General features: G+C 61.2%; 15 protein-coding genes and 1 pseudogene. 6 read left to right on the top strand and 10 right to left on the bottom strand.

Features of this window, described 5'->3' with window-relative positions:
- Position 1: 1 nt before the first annotated feature.
- Positions 2–1,357 carry a DUF3482 domain-containing protein gene (locus AC3IX4_RS27140; RefSeq protein ID WP_489258378.1) on the bottom strand — a complete coding sequence of 452 codons (1,356 nt, stop codon included), beginning with the start codon at positions 1,355–1,357 and terminating at the stop codon, positions 2–4.
- Complete coding sequence (locus AC3IX4_RS27135) at positions 1,350–2,735, bottom strand: DUF2868 domain-containing protein (protein WP_489258377.1); 1,386 nt, start codon at positions 2,733–2,735, stop codon at positions 1,350–1,352. The genes AC3IX4_RS27140 and AC3IX4_RS27135 overlap by 8 nt, the downstream gene beginning before the upstream one ends.
- Positions 2,736–2,820: 85 nt before the next feature.
- Between AC3IX4_RS27135 and AC3IX4_RS27130 the strand changes: the two genes are divergently transcribed.
- The gene (locus AC3IX4_RS27130) at positions 2,821–3,333 is read left to right on the top strand and encodes a dihydrofolate reductase (protein ID WP_489258376.1); all 513 of its coding nucleotides are present in this window, start codon (positions 2,821–2,823) and stop codon (positions 3,331–3,333) included.
- Between the two features lie 4 nt (positions 3,334–3,337).
- On the opposite strand, the gene AC3IX4_RS27125 is transcribed toward AC3IX4_RS27130, so the two are convergent.
- Both AC3IX4_RS27125 and ilvD read right to left on the bottom strand, forming a co-directional pair.
- Positions 3,338–4,729: an L-cystine transporter gene (locus tag AC3IX4_RS27125; RefSeq protein WP_489258375.1), complete on the bottom strand. Its 1,392-nt coding sequence runs from the start codon at positions 4,727–4,729 to the stop codon at positions 3,338–3,340.
- Positions 4,730–4,992: 263 nt separating this feature from the next.
- Positions 4,993–6,834, bottom strand: a complete 1,842-nt coding sequence (gene ilvD, locus AC3IX4_RS27120) for a dihydroxy-acid dehydratase (RefSeq protein ID WP_489258374.1) — start codon at positions 6,832–6,834, stop codon at positions 4,993–4,995.
- A 561-nt stretch (positions 6,835–7,395) separates the two neighbouring features.
- Here ilvD and vapB point away from each other — a divergent pair.
- Both vapB and vapC read left to right on the top strand, forming a co-directional pair.
- Positions 7,396–7,626 (top strand): type II toxin-antitoxin system VapB family antitoxin, encoded by a 231-nt coding sequence (gene vapB, locus AC3IX4_RS27115; RefSeq protein ID WP_489258373.1) that lies wholly within the window; start codon positions 7,396–7,398, stop codon positions 7,624–7,626.
- Positions 7,626–8,024 carry a type II toxin-antitoxin system tRNA(fMet)-specific endonuclease VapC gene (gene vapC / locus AC3IX4_RS27110; RefSeq protein WP_489258372.1) on the top strand — a complete coding sequence of 133 codons (399 nt, stop codon included), beginning with the start codon at positions 7,626–7,628 and terminating at the stop codon, positions 8,022–8,024. The genes vapB and vapC overlap by 1 nt, the downstream gene beginning before the upstream one ends.
- 23 nt (positions 8,025–8,047) lie before the next feature.
- Here vapC and AC3IX4_RS27105 read toward each other — a convergent pair whose 3' ends face one another.
- The gene (locus AC3IX4_RS27105; protein ID WP_489258371.1) at positions 8,048–9,328 is read right to left on the bottom strand and encodes a hypothetical protein; all 1,281 of its coding nucleotides are present in this window, start codon (positions 9,326–9,328) and stop codon (positions 8,048–8,050) included.
- A gap of 394 nt (positions 9,329–9,722) precedes the next feature.
- Positions 9,723–10,919: a class I SAM-dependent rRNA methyltransferase gene (locus AC3IX4_RS27100; protein ID WP_489258370.1), complete on the bottom strand. Its 1,197-nt coding sequence runs from the start codon at positions 10,917–10,919 to the stop codon at positions 9,723–9,725.
- Between the two features lie 146 nt (positions 10,920–11,065).
- Here AC3IX4_RS27100 and AC3IX4_RS27095 point away from each other — a divergent pair.
- From AC3IX4_RS27095 to AC3IX4_RS27085, 3 genes and pseudogenes are all read left to right on the top strand, one after another.
- Positions 11,066–11,521: pseudogene (locus AC3IX4_RS27095) on the top strand (HDOD domain-containing protein); the annotation flags it as partial.
- Positions 11,522–11,523: 2 nt separating this feature from the next.
- Positions 11,524–12,336, top strand: a complete 813-nt coding sequence (gene mutM / locus AC3IX4_RS27090) for a bifunctional DNA-formamidopyrimidine glycosylase/DNA-(apurinic or apyrimidinic site) lyase (RefSeq protein WP_489258369.1) — start codon at positions 11,524–11,526, stop codon at positions 12,334–12,336.
- 100 nt (positions 12,337–12,436) lie between these two features.
- On the top strand, positions 12,437–12,781 hold the full coding sequence (locus AC3IX4_RS27085) for a multidrug transporter (protein ID WP_489258368.1): 345 nt from the start codon (positions 12,437–12,439) through the stop codon (positions 12,779–12,781).
- Here AC3IX4_RS27085 and ggt read toward each other — a convergent pair.
- From ggt to AC3IX4_RS27065, 4 genes are all read right to left on the bottom strand, one after another.
- The gene (gene ggt, locus AC3IX4_RS27080) at positions 12,775–14,466 is read right to left on the bottom strand and encodes a gamma-glutamyltransferase (RefSeq protein ID WP_489258367.1); all 1,692 of its coding nucleotides are present in this window, start codon (positions 14,464–14,466) and stop codon (positions 12,775–12,777) included. The genes AC3IX4_RS27085 and ggt overlap by 7 nt on opposite strands.
- Positions 14,467–14,616: 150 nt before the next feature.
- Entirely contained in the window at positions 14,617–14,868 is a 252-nt protein-coding gene (locus AC3IX4_RS27075; RefSeq protein WP_003195146.1) for a YfhL family 4Fe-4S dicluster ferredoxin, read from the bottom strand.
- A gap of 102 nt (positions 14,869–14,970) precedes the next feature.
- Complete coding sequence (gene coaD, locus AC3IX4_RS27070; protein WP_489258366.1) at positions 14,971–15,450, bottom strand: pantetheine-phosphate adenylyltransferase; 480 nt, start codon at positions 15,448–15,450, stop codon at positions 14,971–14,973.
- A gap of 127 nt (positions 15,451–15,577) precedes the next feature.
- Positions 15,578–17,173: a GMC family oxidoreductase gene (locus AC3IX4_RS27065; RefSeq protein ID WP_489258365.1), complete on the bottom strand. Its 1,596-nt coding sequence runs from the start codon at positions 17,171–17,173 to the stop codon at positions 15,578–15,580.
- Positions 17,174–17,185: the final 12 nt, after the last annotated feature.

The following is a 17,185-nucleotide window of genomic DNA, read 5'->3' as shown; positions in this document are numbered from 1 at the left end:
CTCATAGCTGCGAGGCGAGCAGCTGCAGTTGTTCCTGACGTTCCGCCTGGCCAAGCCGCGTATGGGGGTTGAGCGATGACCACTGCGGGTGGGCCCGGGCCTTGTTCAGGGCCTCGGGCAACTTGCCCTCGCGCCAGCTTTTATCGGTTGGCGCTGCCACCTTGATGCTGTCCTGGGCGGCGTGGCCGCGTCGCTCCAGTGCCTCAAGCAGTTGGCGCTGACGCAATGCCAGCAAACGCAGCACATTGTCATCCACCGTCAGCTCGCGCTGGCCCTTGAGCTTGCCCAGCAAGCGCCCGCCGTAACTGCGCGCGGTTTGCAAGGCGCCACCGGCCAGCGCTCCTGCCAGTGCGGCGGCCCCCAGTGTCAGCCCACCCACCAGTAAATCCACGCCTGCACCCGCTGCTGCGCCTGCGGCGATCCCGCCACCGACCCGAACACCCAGCTGCTTGAGGGTTTCGGGGTTGAACAAGTCGTCTCCCCAGCGGCCATCCAACAAGGGCAGGTCACTGGCCGATGCGTCTTGAAGCCGAAAGGCATAGAGTTTGAGCAGCGCCTCGACGCAGCGCTGCTCGCGTTGGCGCACGGCCTGATGAAGCTCGGCGATGGCCGCTGCTTCCTGTTGTGGCTCGCTGGCGACGCTGCGCCGGTAGGCGGCACAATCGAGCAACAGTTCGGCGATCAGATGGACAGCGCTCTGTCGGCGCGCTTGCCGTTGAGCCTGTTGGTCGTCCAACAGTTTTTGCAGGCTGGCGCGCGACCCTTCCAGCAACAGGGCCAAACTCTCATACAAACGCTGCTCGCCATCCTCTGGCGGTGCCACGCTGTCGAATCGCACCAGCGCATGCAGGCCCAGGCGGGCCAAGGCTTCACGCCAATCGGCTTCACGGTGATCGCTGCTGGCAACGAAGTTGAGCACCGGCAACAGGGGCTTGCCACAACCGGCCAGCACCTCCAGTTCGTCCCTGTATTTGGACAGCACCGGCTCACGGGCATCGATCACGTATAAACCGGCATCGCAGGTCAGCAGCTGGCGCAACACTTTGGCTTCCTGTTCGAAGCGCTGGCGGGCTTCGCTGCCCTGCAGAAAGCGTTCGAGCCGCGCCGGGCCGTCCAGGCGTTCGCCGGGGCGTTCGAGGTTTTCGAGGTAATCGAGCAGGGCGATGGCGTCTTCAAGGCCCGGTGTGTCGTACAACTCCAGCAGCGCCACGCCGTCGACCGACAGCCGCGCGCCTTCGACATGGCGGGTGGTGCTGGGCCGGTGAGAGACTTCGCCAAAGCCGGTATCGCGGGTGAGTGTGCGCAGCAACGACGTTTTGCCGACATTGGTGTGGCCGACCACGGCGAGTTTAATCATGGCCAGTCTCCAGCCAGGTCATGGGTGACGTATCGCGGGTCTCGAGTGCCAGCGTTTTCAGTGCATCGTGCCAATCACCGAGGCGCTCTCCATCCAGAATTTGGCCCGGTGGCGGCTGCATCAGCCAGACCCGGGTGGCCCCGGCGCAGCGTGCCAGTTCGCTGATCAAGGCGAGGCTGCCCCGGTCTGGAGAGCGACGTGGATCGCAGGCAATCGCCAGGCGTGCAGGCGGGAATCGGGTCATTTGCTCCAGCAGTCGGCGGCGCGACTCACGGCTGTCGAGCACACCGGCATCCTTGATCGAGGCGGGCAGGGCGGGCGGCCAGGGTTGCCGGTCGTCCAGTTCCAGACCGACCAGCAAGGCGCCATTACTGGCTTCATGGGCCACGGCCGGCGGCACCTGATGCAGTTGATCGGGCGCGGCATCGCTGACCCCGAGCCGCTCACTGCTGGGCATCAAGGCTTCCCGCAGATGGCTGTAGCCGGGCAACTTCGCGTCCAGTTCAAGCCCGGCCCGACCGCTGCGCCAGCGCCATAGGCACAGGGCAGCCAATAGCAAGCGCGGGACAATGCCATAGACCAGCAGCACGCCCATCAACCAGCCGGCCCAGGTTTGCCGGGCACTGTCGAGCACCTGCACCCCATCGCCGCTGGCGCGGATCATGTCGGGGTCTGGCAGGCTGAAGCCGAGCAAGGCGGGCAGGGCGCCCAAGGCTTGGGTCAAGGCGACAAACGTGTCGGCGCCTAGAATGGTGGTTTCCCAGACAAAGCCATAGCGCCGCGTGGCCAGCAACATCAGCATGACGACCAAGGCGCTGCACAGGGCCAGCAACCACAAGCCGTGCACCAATGAGCCGAGCAGCCAGCGATTGAGTTTGCGCCGTTGCAACAACAGCACCAGAGCCGGTGCCAAATGAGCGGCCCGGGCATCGCGCGCAAGCTTTTCACTCAGCCATAACCAGACTCGGCCCAGCGTCGCGCCGTGTTCACCGGCAAGCAGCAGGCCAAGCAGCCAGCTAATCAATAACAGCCAGTTCAAACCCAGCAGACTGCCCAGTGCCCAGAATACATTGACCGGCTGTTGGGCCAATGCCGCGAAGGCAAGGCCTGCACCGCTGATCACCGCCACGATTGCCAGTGCAATGAGTGCCAGGCGTGCGCCTTGCTTCCAGTGCTGCAAAGCCGCGTTCAGGCCATCGCGTTCAGCGAGCCAGAGGGCTCGGTTTTGCAAGCGGGTAGTCAGATCGCCGCCCAAGTGGCGGGCGCGGCGGTTGGCTTCCTGATCTTCAAGTGCCCCGGCCTGCTCTTCGCGCAGGCGCACGGTTTCGGTTAGCCAGAGGGTGTCCAGATGAGAGGGTGCAGTCACGCGTAAGTCCATTGAGCGAGTTCGTCTCAAAGCATAACCCAGCTGGCGCATCGCGACGTTAGTGACTCCTTTGGCGCCTCTGGTATCCTCGCTCCCCATGACCAAATCACTCCCCCTCTGCCTGATCGCGGCCCTCGCCGAGAACCGCGTCATCGGCATCGACAACAGCATGCCCTGGCACTTGCCGGGGGATTTCAAGTACTTCAAGGCCACCACGCTGGGCAAGCCGATCATCATGGGTCGCAAGACCTGGGATTCGCTGGGCCGCCCGCTGCCGGGCCGGCTCAACCTGGTGGTCAGTCGCCAGCCGGGCCTGCAATTGGAAGGTGCCGAGGTGTTCGCTTCGCTGGACGCCGCCATCACTCGCGCCAACGCCTGGGCAGGCGAGCAGGGCGTCAGCGAAGTGATGTTGATTGGCGGTGCGCAGTTGTATGCGCAAGGGCTGGATCAGGCCGATCGCCTGTACCTGACCCGTGTGGCACTGGAGCCGGAAGGGGACGCGTGGTTCCCAGAGTACGACGCCAGCCAGTGGCAACTGACGTCGACTGTTGAAAACCCTGCGGTAGACGGTAAACCCGCCTACACGTTCGAGGTCTGGGACCGCTGCTAAGTGATCAGGCCTGCGCCAGGTCGGCGTGCTCGTCGGCCTTGAGCAGGCTCTGATCGGTCTGCTTCATCCACTGGCTGGTCAGCGTACCGGCCGTCATCGAACCGCTGACATTGAGTGCCGTGCGGCCCATGTCGATCAGTGGTTCCACCGAAATCAGCAGCGCCACCAGCGAAACCGGCAAGCCCATGGCCGGCAGCACGATCAGTGCCGCGAAAGTCGCGCCTCCGCCCACACCGGCAACGCCTGCAGAACTCAAGGTGACGATGGCGACCAGCGTTGCGATCCACAGTGGGTCCAGCGGGTTGATGCCGACCGTAGGGGCGACCATCACCGCCAGCATGGCCGGGTACAAGCCGGCGCAGCCGTTTTGGCCAATGGTTGCACCGAACGAAGCAGCAAAACTGGCAATCGCCTGCGGCACACCCAGGCGACGGGTTTGCGCCTCGATGCTCAGGGGAATGCTGGCGGCACTGGAGCGGCTGGTGAAGGCAAAGGTCAGCACCGGCCAGACTTTACGGAAAAACCGCAGCGGGTGAACGCCGCCCAAGGCCAGCAGCAGGCCATGGACCACAAACATCAGCCCCAGCCCGATGTAGGAAACCACCACGAAACTGCCAAGCTTGAGGATATCTTGCAGGTTGGAGCTGGCGACCACCTTGGTCATCAACGCCAGCACGCCATAGGGCGTGAGCTTCATCACCAGACGCACCAGGCGCATCACCCAGGCTTGTAGGGTGTCGATAGCGTTAATCACTCGAGTGCCTTTTTCCACATCATCCTTGAGCAGCTGCAACGCAGCCACGCCCAGGAATGCGGCAAAAATCACCACGCTGATAATCGAGGTAGGCTTGGCCCGGGCCAAGTCACCCACTGGGTTCTGCGGAATAAATGACAGCAGCAACTGCGGGATATTCAGGTCGGCGACCTTGCCGGCGTAGTCGCTCTGGATCGTTTGCATCCGCGCCATTTCCTGCGTACCAGCCACCAGCCCTTCGGCGGTCAGGCCGAACAGATTGGTCAGGCCGATACCGATCAGGGCGGCGATCGCGGTGGTAAACAGCAAGGTGCCAATGGTCAGGAAACTGATCTTGCCCAGCGACGAAGCGTTGTGCAGTCGCGCCACGGCGCTGAGGATGGAGGCGAAGATCAACGGCATGACGATCATCTGCAACAGCTGCACATAGCCATTGCCGACCAGGTCCAGCCAACCGATGGTGGCCTTCAATACCGGATTGCCGGCACCGTAGATGCCATGCAGCGCCAGCCCGAACAGCACACCCAGGCCCAGGCCGAGCAAGACTTTCTTGGCGAGGCTCCAGGAGGTGCGGGCGGTTTGTGCCAGGCCCAGCAAAAGCGCCAGGAACACCAGCAGGTTGAGAAACAGCGGCAAATTCATTGTTGCTCCGGGAAATAGCGAGGCTGATCGCGTCTGTGCGCGATTGCGAACCGGAAATGCTAACAGCTTGAAAAGAATCGATTTTATATCGAGATGGAATGGGGTCCTATGTTTTTGGAATAAGACCCCCGGCATGCCAGGCTTTTGGGTAGGAGCCAGGCTTGCCTGCGATGAAGATTACGCGGTGTGTCTGATATACCGCGGTGCGGCCATCGCAGTGGTCCGGCACTCCGGCAAGGCTGGCTCCTACAGGATAGAGCCGATTACAGCCCGTCCAGCATCGCCTTGTTACGCACAGCACCCTTGTCGGCACTGGTCGCCAGCAAGGCATAGGCCTTCAACGCCGTCGTTACTTTACGCGGACGTTTCTCGACCGGTTTCCAGCCTTTCTTGTCCTGTTCGATGCGGCGCGCCGCCAGTTCTTCATCGCTGACCAACAGGTTGATCGAGCGATTCGGAATGTCGATCAGCACCTTGTCGCCGTCCTGCACCAGGCCAATTGCACCGCCGGCAGCGGCTTCTGGCGAAGCGTGGCCGATGGACAGGCCCGAGGTGCCACCAGAGAAGCGGCCATCGGTCAGCAGGGCGCAGTCTTTGCCCAGGCCCTTGGATTTCAGGTACGAAGTCGGGTACAGCATTTCCTGCATACCCGGGCCACCTTTCGGGCCTTCGTAGCGGATGATCACGATGTCACCGGCTTTCACTTCGTCGGCCAGAATGCCGCGCACGGCGCTGTCCTGGCTTTCGAAGATCTTGGCGTTGCCTTCGAACACGTGGATCGACTCATCGACGCCGGCGGTTTTCACCACGCAGCCGTCCAGGGCGATGTTGCCGTACAGCACAGCCAGGCCGCCTTCTTTCGAATAGGCATGCTCGAAGCTGCGGATGCAGCCGTTCTCACGGTCATCATCCAGGGTTTCCCAACGGGTCGACTGGCTGAACGCCGTCTGGGTCGGGATGCCTCCCGGGCCTGCCTTGAAGAAGTGGTGCACCGCTTCATCGTTGGTCTGGGTGATGTCCCACTTGGCGATGGCTTCTTCCATGCTGCGGCTGTGCACGGTCGGCAGGTCTGTGTGCAGCAGACCGCCACGGGCCAGCGAGCCGAGGATGCTGAAGATGCCGCCAGCGCGGTGCACGTCTTCCATGTGGTACTTCTGGATGTTCGGCGCCACCTTGCACAGCTGCGGTACGGTGCGGGACAGACGGTCGATATCGCGCAGGTCGAAATCGATCTCGGCTTCCTGGGCGGCGGCCAGCAAGTGCAGGATGGTGTTGGTCGAGCCGCCCATGGCGATGTCCAGCATCATGGCGTTCTCGAACGCCTTGAAGTTGGCGATATTGCGCGGCAGTACCGACTCGTCGTTCTCGACGTAGTAGCGCTGGCACAGCTCGACGATGGTACGACCTGCCTGCAGGAACAGCTGTTCGCGGTCGCTGTGGGTGGCCAGGGTCGAACCGTTGCCCGGCAGGGCCAGGCCCAGGGCTTCGGTCAGGCAGTTCATCGAGTTGGCGGTGAACATGCCGGAGCACGAACCGCAGGTCGGGCAGGCGCTGCGCTCGTATTCGGCGACTTTTTCGTCGGAGGCGCTGCTGTCGGCGGCGATCACCATGGCGTCGACCAGGTCCAGGCCGTGGCTGGCAAGCTTGGTCTTGCCCGCTTCCATCGGACCACCGGAAACGAAAATCACCGGGATGTTCAGGCGCAAGGCGGCCATGAGCATGCCGGGGGTGATCTTGTCGCAGTTGGAGATGCAGACAATGGCGTCGGCGCAGTGCGCGTTGACCATGTACTCCACGGAGTCGGCAATGATTTCGCGGCTTGGCAGCGAATAGAGCATGCCGTCGTGGCCCATGGCGATGCCGTCATCGACCGCAATGGTATTGAATTCCTTGGCCACGCCACCGGCGCGCTCGATCTCGCGGGCAACCAGTTGACCCAGGTCTTTGAGGTGAACGTGACCGGGTACGAACTGGGTGAACGAGTTGGCGATGGCGATGATCGGCTTCTTGAAGTCGGCATCCTTCATCCCGGTGGCGCGCCACAAGGCACGAGCGCCGGCCATATTGCGGCCGTGGGTGGACGTTTTGGAACGATAATCAGGCATGAAGCACTCCTGGCGGCTAATCAGGTATCAGAAAGGGGAGTGAGCTTCTCTTGTCCTTTGTACCGAAGGCAGATGGCCGCTGGTACGGATGAAGCAGCCGGTGACGCCGCGGGATCGCCGTGCGCTCGGCCAGAGCTCATAAACCCGCCGGGGATGACTGGCGATGAATAGGCCGATTCTACACCGCTGGCGGCGTGAAGGAATGGTGCAATGGATGGCTGGGAGATTTAAGTGGGCTGGGTAGAGCCTTCTTTGCCAAGAACAAGCCCGGAATCGGCACCATCGGTGCGGGACCGAAAAACCTGTAGCCGCTGCCGGAAGGCTGCGATGCGGCCCGACAGGGGCGCTGTGCGCCCCATCGCAGGCAAGCCTGGCTCCTACCGGACGATGGCGAGCTGGTAGGAGCCGGCTTTAGCCGCGATGAACACGCCGCGGTTTGCCTGATGCACTGAGGTGGGGCATGGCCTTCTGTCTGAGACTCATGGCAAACATGTATATCCCTTTGACATATCCCTGCGTGCTTTTAAACTCGCCCTTATATTTCTTCCGCAGGAGAGAGCCATGGAGCAGGGGGCCGTATTTAAAAGTAATCGTAGCCAAGCTATTCGTTTGCCCAAAGCGGTAGCGCTGCCTGATGAGGTGACGCGAGTGGATGTCGTCGTCATTGGTCGAACTCGTGTCATCTCTCCGGCCGGCGAGTCATGGGATAGCTGGTTCGATGGCGAAAATGTAAGCGCCGATTTCATGACCGCACGCGAGCAGCCTGCAGATCAAGAACGTGAGGGGTTCTGATGCTCAAATACATGCTCGATACCAACATCTGTATTTTCACCATCAAGAATAAGCCCGAAACCGTCCGCGAAGCCTTCAAGCGTCATGACCACCAAATGTGCATCAGCTCGATTACCTTGATGGAGCTGATATACGGCGCTGAAAAGTCAGCGTCGCCGGAGCGCAATCTTGCCGTTGTGGAGGGCTTCGCTGCTCGTCTTGAGGTGCTTTCCTATGACGAGCGGGCTGCGCTTCACAGTGGTCAGCTTCGCGCCGAAATGGCCAGAAATGGCAAACCGATTGGTCCATATGACCAGATGATCGCTGGGCACGCTCGATCGCAGGGGTTGGTTGTGGTCACCAATAATTTGCGCGAATTTGAGCGTGTGCCGGGGTTGCGGGTTGAGGACTGGGTGTAATTGACCTCATTTTCTGTTGCTTCTCAAAACCTAAGACGGGGGGCGGGCAGAGTTTTGCTGGCAAAAATGCAAAGTTGAAGAGCAACGATTCCAGTTAACGTCGCCAAGCCTTGCAGGTACAAAAAGTCACCCAGCCTGGGGGTGGATGCTGGGCTGTAGTAATAAATAACAGGCAGCAAGCCCAGCAAGATGAGATTGATCATCACGTGGGGCAGCAAAGTTTGTTTCATCGCGCGCAGATGCGCCATCGTCAGTGCCTGCAAGGCGCTTGAGCCAATAACGAACATCAGCACGGGGTAGATGTTTTCGTGGGTTTGAAGGACGCCCGCACCGGCCAGTTGGAAAATGTCTTCTTCAATCCACCACACCAGCCCTGCGATCATGCCCATGAGCATTGTTGTGCCGATGAACCCGCGCAGGTAGGCGGCATTTTTTGGCGCGGGTCGTTCGCTTACATACAGGCTATGCACTTGGTTGAAGGCGAGGAATGGAATCATCAGCAAGCCGCTGACCAGCATGAAGACAGCAAGTTGCGCGACCAGCCCTTCTGCCAGCATCGCGAGCCTTGCGTTCAACAGATAGAAATAGACTTTCTGGCCCGCCATCCCGAGTGCAATGGGCACGCCGAGTGATAGCAGCGGGCGGGTGGTTTTCTTGCAGAAAATTGGTTGGAAACTCAAGTGGCGGGACTGGGAAAGCAGGACGAGGCACAGCGTTGTCAGCCCTTCGCTGATAAAGAAATAGCCCATTGCCAGAAGCGCAAAGTGATCAGGGTGGGCGAAGTGAGCCATGCCGGCCAGGTAGCCGCAGCCTGCCAATGTGCCGAGAGTGCGGATTTTCGAGCAGGTGGCTGGGTGCCCTGAACTTTCGTGGAAAAGATGAAGGAACGTGTTGAGGATCAGGAATGGAACGCAGCTGATGTAAATCAGCGCGAGCGCGGTGAAGTGGCTGTTGGAGAGTGCTCGTAGTCCAGGCAAATGAGCGCTGGCGAACAATACGCTCACGCACAGCGTTATGGCCAAGAGTGTCATGGCGGCGCATATGGCCAGCCCACTGGAAAACAGCGTGCCCATCGAGGTGCCACGTTCGGCGGCAAGATTGCCGGTGGCACCCAGCGTCAGGCTGGTGGTCGCCGTGATCACGGCAAAAATGGCAAGCGTGTAGGAAAACTCAGCCAAATCATTGGGTGATCGATGGGCAACGGTCGAAAAGGTCAGGAAAATCCCCAGAAAGGGAATGGCCCTGCTGAGCATGAAGGTCGGCATCGACCTCAGCATTACGTCCGCATAGCTGCGATCACTCACTGTGGAAATCCCGTACTTCAATCCATGCTGGAGAGTAGGGGGATTTGCCATTAAATCGCCAGCGCGTTATGCGGGCGATTTATCACTCTTTTCTGTGTGAGTTTTCCTACAGCTTTTTTACCGCGATGCGGTCTGCCTGATATTTCGCGGTGTGGCCATCGCAGCCGAGGCTGGCTCCTACAGGGGCCTGTAGGAGCTGGGCTTGCCCGCGATGAACGCGCTGCGGTCTGCCTGATATTCCGCGGTGTGGCTATCGCAGCCGAGGCTGGCTCCTACGCGGGTCTGTAGGAGCTAGGCTTGCCCGCGATGAACGCGCTGCGATCTGCCTGATACTCCGCGGTGCGGCCATCGCAGTGGTCCGGCATTCCGGTAAACCTGGCTCCTACGGGCAAGGTTAGCTGTTAGGCAGCAACCGGCAGGTGATGCTCTTGATGTAGCGGGTTTCCGGGATTGCCGGGTGTACCGGGTGGTCCGGGCCTTGGCCGCCGCGTTCGAGCAGCTGGATGTTGCGGTCCAGGTGACGGGCGCTGGTCAACAGGATGTTTTGCAGGTCGTCTTCCGGCAGGTGCATCGAGCAGGAGGCACTGACCAGGATGCCGTCTTTGCTCAGCAGGCGCATGGCTTGCTCGTTCAGGCGGCGGTAGGCGCCTTCGCCGTTTTTCAGGTCTTTTTTACGCTTGATGAAGGCAGGAGGATCGGCAACGATCACGTCGAAACGCTCTTCGGCGGCTTTCAGCTCTTTCAAGGCTTCGAATACGTCGCCTTCAACGCAGGTGACTTTCTCGGCAATGCCGTTCAGGCCGGCGTTGCGCTCTACGCCATCGAGCGCAAAGCCAGACGCGTCGACGCAGAAGACTTCGCTGGCGCCGAAGGCACCGGCTTGCACGCCCCAGCCACCGATGTAGCTGAACAGGTCGAGCACGCGCTTGCCCTTGACGTAGGGGGCCAGGCGGGCGCGGTTCATGCGGTGGTCGTAGAACCAGCCGGTTTTCTGGCCTTCCATGACCGGGGCTTCGAATTTCACGCCATTCTCTTCCAGCGCCACCCACTCCGGCACCAGGCCGAAGGCGGTTTCAACGTAGCGCTCAAGGCCTTCGGCATCGCGAGCGGCCGAGTCGTTCTTGAACAGAATACCCGTCGGCTTGAGTACCTGGATCAACGCCGCCAGCACGTCATCGCGATGACGCTCCATGGTCGCCGAGGCCAGTTGCACGACCAGGATGTCGCCGAAACGATCCACCACCAAACCCGGCAGCAAGTCCGAGTCGCCGTAGACCAAGCGATAGAACGGCTTGTCGAACAGGCGCTCGCGCAGGGACAGGGCGACATTGATACGGTGTACCAGCAGCGATTTGTCCAGCGACAGCTTGGTATCACGCGACACCAAGCGGGCGCAGATCAGGTTGTTGGGGCTCATGGCAACGATGCCCAGGGCCTTGCCGCCAGCGGCTTCGAGCACGGCCTGATCACCGGCCTTGAAACCATGCAGGGGAGTGGCGACTACGTCGATTTCGTTGCTGTAGACCCACAGGTGACCGGCGCGCAAACGGCGGTCGGCATTGGCTTTAAGGCGAAGGCTGGGCAGGGACATGACGTCGCTCCGGAAAAAAGAGCGGGAGTATAGCCTGTTGGCATGGCGACGGTCCTGGCCTGCGACCAATAGCAGTAAATGGCCCTACGCTTTCAGGTGTTCCGCACGCCCGGCCTTGGTTAGAATCGCCGCTTCGCTGCGAGTGAGTACTCTCGCCCCATTACGGCTTGGACAACAAGATAGCCTCGATCCGGCGCGCCGTTGACCTGCTGGGCAGTCGCTCGGTGATCAACCTGATCAACGCCCAGTCGATCAAGGGCCAGATGAGCGACGAGACCATCGTGACCCTCAACCGTTTTTGGGATACGGCCCAGGACGTGGCCATTACCTGCCTGACCCTGGCCAAGCGCCTGGGCGTGCCGTCGGTTGATGAGGCCTACGCGCTGGGACTGTTTCACGATTGTGGCGTGCCGTTGATGCTCAAGCGTTTTCCCGAGTACATGAGTGTGCTCGAAGATGCCTACGCCTATCGGGTGCTCGGCAATCAATATCAGGACCATGAGTGGAACAGTATCAGTGATCTGGTGCTGGACTATGTCGGGCTCTCGGAGTACGACTTTCAGAATATCAAAGACAACATCCGCGAACTCGGTATCCGCTGACCATGCCTGAACTCCCTGAAGTCGAAACCACCCGCCGGGGCATTGCGCCCTACCTTGAGGGCCAGCGGGTCAGCCGTGTGATTGTGCGCGAGCGACGCCTGCGCTGGCCGATCCCGGAAGACCTCGATGTGCGTCTGTCCGGGCAAAAAATTGTCAGCGTCGAGCGGCGAGCCAAGTATCTGCTGATCAACGCCGAAGTGGGCACCTTGATCAGCCACCTGGGCATGTCGGGCAATCTGCGTCTGGTAGAGGTCGGCCTGGCGCCGCTCAAGCACGAGCATGTGGATATCGAGCTGGAGTCAGGCCTTGCGCTGCGCTACACCGACCCGCGCCGCTTCGGGGCGATGCTCTGGAGCCTAGCGCCGCTGGAACACGAACTCTTGCTGCGACTGGGGCCGGAGCCCTTGACCGACTTGTTCGACGGCGAGCGCTTGTTCCAGTTGTCCCGGCGTAAGGTCATCGCGATCAAGCCGTTCATCATGGACAACGCGGTGGTGGTCGGGGTGGGCAATATCTACGCAACCGAAGCCCTTTTTGCGGCGGGTATCGACCCACGCCGCGAGGCAGGGAGCATTTCTCGCGCTCGCTATGTGAAGTTGGCCATCGAGATCAAGCGTATCTTGGCCATGGCCATCGAGCGCGGGGGGACCACCTTGCGTGACTTTGTCGGCGGTGACGGGCAGCCGGGTTATTTCCAGCAGGAGCTGTTTGTCTATGGCCGCGGCGCTGAGCCGTGCAAGGTATGCGGCACGCTTTTGCGGGAGATCAAGCTAGGCCAGCGGGCCAGTGTGTTCTGCCCTCGCTGCCAATCTTGAGCGACCAGACACATTCTGAGGCGGCGATGGTCAATAGTTGACCTGACAGGCGGACAGCCGCTGATATAGTTCATGGCATGTTCAGCAGAAGGACCATGCCATGAACCTGCTTCGCCTGTTCTCTCTTGCACTGGCCTTGAGCCTGACCGTCCAGGTCTTGCCTGCTCAGGCTGAAGTCGCCGAACACACCAACAGTGGCGACCCCGCCTACAAAATCCAGAACCCACCTGCGTTTGCCATGCTCGGCGATCTGATCATCGCGCGGCCGCTGTTGATTGCGGCCACGGTGATCGGGACAGCTGCGTTTGTGGTGGCATTGCCCTTTACCGCGGCAGGCGGCAACGTCGGCGACAGTGGTCAGGCGCTGGTGCTGGACCCGGCCAAGGCAGCCTTCGTGCGTTGTCTGGGCTGCACGGAGAACGGCTACCAGCAGAGTTCTCAATGAGTGGGCGAAAAAACCTCTGATACACCCAGCCCGCGAGGGTCGCTGGCGGCCTCGACGGTGCCGCTGGCCTTGTCCCAGAACAGCACCTGTTGATTACCGTACTGGCGACCCGTGGGCTTGAGGCTGTAGCCACGATTTTCTAGTGCGCCCAGCTGTTCACGGGTAAACGCTCCCGGTTCGTACTCGACCACGTCGGGCAGGTATTGGTGGTGATAGCGGGGTACCGCCGGCCAGGTCTTGACCGGTTGTCCGTCCAGATATTCCAGCACCGACAGCAGTACCATGCTCGGAATACGACTGCCGCCCGGTGTCCCGAAGGCGGTGAATTGGCTGGGGCTTTCGATAAAGGTCGGGCTCATGCTCGACAGCGGTCGCTTACCCGATGCAACGACATTGGCCTGGCTGCCCGCCAGGCCGTAACTGTTGCTGCCCGTCGGGTCGGCGGCAAAGTCGTCCATTTCATTGTTCAGCACCACGCCGGTGCCCGGCGCGCTGAAGGCCGCGCCAAACGGCAAGTTGACCGACAAGGTGGCGGCGACAGCATTACCGAGGCTATCGAGAATGGCGAAATGGGTGGTGTGATCGCCTTCGCGCCACGCAGGTGCGGGCGGCAGTCGGCTGCTGGGCGTGGCGTCGTAGGCATCGATGCCATCGGCCAGGCCGGTCAGGTAGCGACGGTCGAGCAATTGCGGTACGGGGTTATCAACGTGATCGGGATCGCCCAGCAGGCCGCGGTCGCGGTAAGCCCGGCGCAGTACTTCAAGCACATAGTGGCTGCGTTGTACCTTGTCGGCCTGCTGCCAGGGCAGGCGCTGCAGCATGGCCAGGCTCTGCGCCAGGGCAACACCACCGGCCGAAGGCGGCGGGGCGCTGATCAGCTCGCGACGGTCGGCCAGGGCGTATCGCAAGGGCTCGCGCTTGGCGACGCGGTACTGGCTCAGGTCATCCAGGGTCCAAAGGCCACCCGCTTCACGCACGCCCTTGACCAGTGAATGGGCGGTGGCACCGCCATAAAATCCCTTGAACCCATGATCCGCCAGGCGTTGCAGGGTAATGGCGAGATCCGGTTGGCGGATCACTGCATTGAGCGCGGGCACTTCGCCCTGATGCAAGAACAGCCGGGCGCTTTCGGGGTCGTCGCGCAACGCGGCCAAACGCAGGGTCGCTCGGTCGCGATAGACGCGGTCCACGGCAAAACCTTGGTTAGCCAGACGAATGGCTGGCGCCAGGGAGTTTTTCAGCGGCAGATTGCCAAAGTCTTCAGCCAGGTCGACAAGGGCCGCGGGCAATCCCGGAATGGCTGCCGCCAGTGGTCCATTGATGGAGAGCCCAGGTACTACTTTCCCGTCTTTGAGGTACATGCCATTGCTTGCAGCCAAGGGCGCGCGCTCGCGGGCATCAAGAAAGCGATAACGAGCGGGCTCGCCGTGTTCGCGCAGCAGGAAGAACCCGCCACCGCCCAGGCCTGAGCCATAAGGCTCGACCACCGCCAGCGCGGCGCTGACGGCGACGGCGGCGTCGAAGGCGTTGCCGCCTTGCTCGAGGATTACCCGGCCCGCGGCCGTCGCCTGCGGGTGCGGGCTGGCGATGGCCGCTTGGCCTGGCGTTTGCGCCTGGGCGCAGGCAACACCCAGCAGCAACAGGCTGCCGAGGATCAGCGAGGGAAAACGTGACATCTGGCGCATGGACTTCCCTGCGTAGGAGCCGACCTTGCCGGAGTGCCGGACCATCGCGATGGCATCACCGCGTATCCCAAATTGACCGCGCAGATGCAACGAGAGGTAGACCGCGGTGATGCCATCGCGGGTAAACCCGGCTCCTACAGGCCACGGGCGTCAGGCTTTACCGGTAATTTTCCGGTATTTCTCCATCAGCTGTTCTTCGGTTTCCGGGTGGGCTTCATCCAGTGGGATGCAGTCGACCGGGCAAACCTGCTGGCACTGTGGCTCGTCATAGTGCCCCACACATTGGGTACACAGGTTCGGGTCGATCACGTAGATCTCTTCGCCCTGGGAAATAGCGGCGTTCGGGCACTCGGGTTCGCAGACGTCGCAATTGATGCAGTCGTCGGTAATGATCAGGGACATGGGGACTCCGGCCGGGACTGTCGACCCCGGCATATGAAAACCAATAGGCGCAATTGTGCCGTATTAGCGCCCGCAGTGCACGCGGGCGCGGTTTTCAACTCGTCACTTCTTGAATCGCTCGGTCAGCGCTTCGGCGACGATTGGGTGGACAAATTTGGTGATATCCCCGCCTAACGCAGCGATTTCCCGGACTAATGTCGAGGAAATGAAGGAATAGCGCTCAGAAGGCGTCAGGAACAGGCTTTCGACTTCGGGCGCCAATTGTCGGTTCATGTTGGCCAGCTGGAATTCGTATTCGAAGTCAGAAACGGCCCGCAAGCCACGCAAAAACACATTGGCGTTCTGTTCTTTGGCGAAATGCACGAGCAGCGACGAAAAGCCGACCACTTCGACATTGGGCAGGTGCTTGGTGACTTCGCGTGCCAGCTCAACGCGCTGTTCCATAGGGAACAACGGGTTTTTCTTGGGGCTGGCAGCCACGGCAATGATCACATGATCGAACAGCCGCGAGGCGCGCTCGACCAGATCGCCATGGCCCTTGGTAATGGGGTCGAAGGTACCTGGGTACAACACTCGGTTCATCGCGTCGTCCTGGCGGGAGTCCGTTGGGGATTCGGATGGTATCGCAGCATGGGCGGCCGGCCAAGTCGGCAAACTAGGTACAAGGCTCTAAAGACAGCCTGCGGGGTGCCTGGCAAGGGCCTGCAAGTCATGTGTTCTGAAGCCTTTTGACCAAGGCGCTGGCCAACTGTGCGCAGAGCGCATAAACCGACAATTGTGGGTTGGCGCCAATGCTGGTGGGGAATAGCGAGCCATCGTGAATCGACAGATTGGCCAACTGGTGATGCCGTCCCAGGCTGTCGCAGACGGCGCGGGACGGGTCTTCGCCCATGGCGCATCCGCCCATCACATGGGCGCTCCCCAAGCGCGTGCGATGCAGTTCAAGGGGCAGTTCGTCGATCATTTTCCGAGCTTCAGCCAGGGTTTTGACCTCGCGAGCATCGCCGTGCAACGGCATGACGCGGCTGGCGCCGGCTGCAAACTGTATTTCGGCCATGCTGTGAAAAGCCCTGCGCAGTCCGTCCCAGGTGTAGGGCGAGACGCTGTAATCAAGCACCGCAGAGCCGTCGCCGCGAAGATGCACGGAGCCTCCGGGGCTGTCCGGATGAAATCCGTCCCGCATCAAGGCGAGCATCACATGGGTATTGGGCAGTTGTCGCATGCGCCGGGCATTCTCTTCGCCATGCCCTCCGAGCAGGGAACTGGCCAGCGCCGGGTGCAGCGGCGGCACTTCCAATTTGTAAGACATCTGCCCGCTGACGCCATCCAGCCACTGGAAATGGTCGCAATAGATCGACTGTGGCGCGCCGTAGAACGGGTTGACCGTCTCAACGAACTGCGCCGAGGAAAAATTCACCAGATGCAGGAAAGTGCGCTTGCCCAGTCGCTCATGAGGGTCCGGGGCTTCGGAGCGCAGTAACAGCGCTGGACTGTTGATACCGCCACCCGCCAGTACATAGTGACGCGCCTTGATAGTGATGGTGCGGCCAGTGGGTGCCACACAGCGACTGTCCATGGCCTGGCAGTGGAGGCTGTCAATGTGATCGCCCTTGAAACTGAAACGCTCGGCGCGGGCCAGATACACAAGCTCCCCATCCTGCTCGAGGGTGGCGGGGATGGTGGTCACCAGCATCGACTGCTTGGCGTTCACCGGGCAGCCCATGCCGCAGTAGCCCAGGTTCCAGCAGCCGCGTACATTTCGAGGAATCACCTTCCAGCTGTAGCCCAGAGCCTCGCAACCGCGGCGGATAACCTCATTGTTGGCATTGGGCGGGATCAGCCAGGGCGCGATGCCCAAGCGTTGCTCCATGTGCTCGAACCACGGCGCCATGTCGTCTAGCGAATGGCCGCTGACCCCGTGTTCGCGGGCCCAATGGGTAAGGGTTGGCTCGGGTGTGCGAAAGCTCGAGGTCCAATTGACCAGGGTCGTGCCACCTACCGCACGGCCCTGCAGGATGGTGATGGCGCCATCTTTGCTCATGCGGCCGATGCCTTCCTGGTACAGGCTGGCATAAGCAGGGCCTTCCAGCATCTTGAAGTCGGTGCTGGTCTTGAGCGGGCCTTCTTCAATCAACAGCACCTTCAGCCCTGCCGCGCTGAGGATTTCGGCGCTGGTGGCGCCACCGGCACCGCTGCCGATGATGGCGACATCCGCTTCAAGGGTCAGGTCTTGCTCAAGGCGAGAGCCATCATGGGTCTTCCAGCCGCGACTCAGGCCTTCGCGGAACAGATCGGGTACGGGCATGGTTGCGCTCTT

It is taken from the genome of Pseudomonas sp. KH_021, assembly GCF_057838865.1.
The sequence above is the reverse complement of the archived record's forward strand: the minus strand, read 5'-3'. Positions and strand labels throughout refer to the sequence as shown.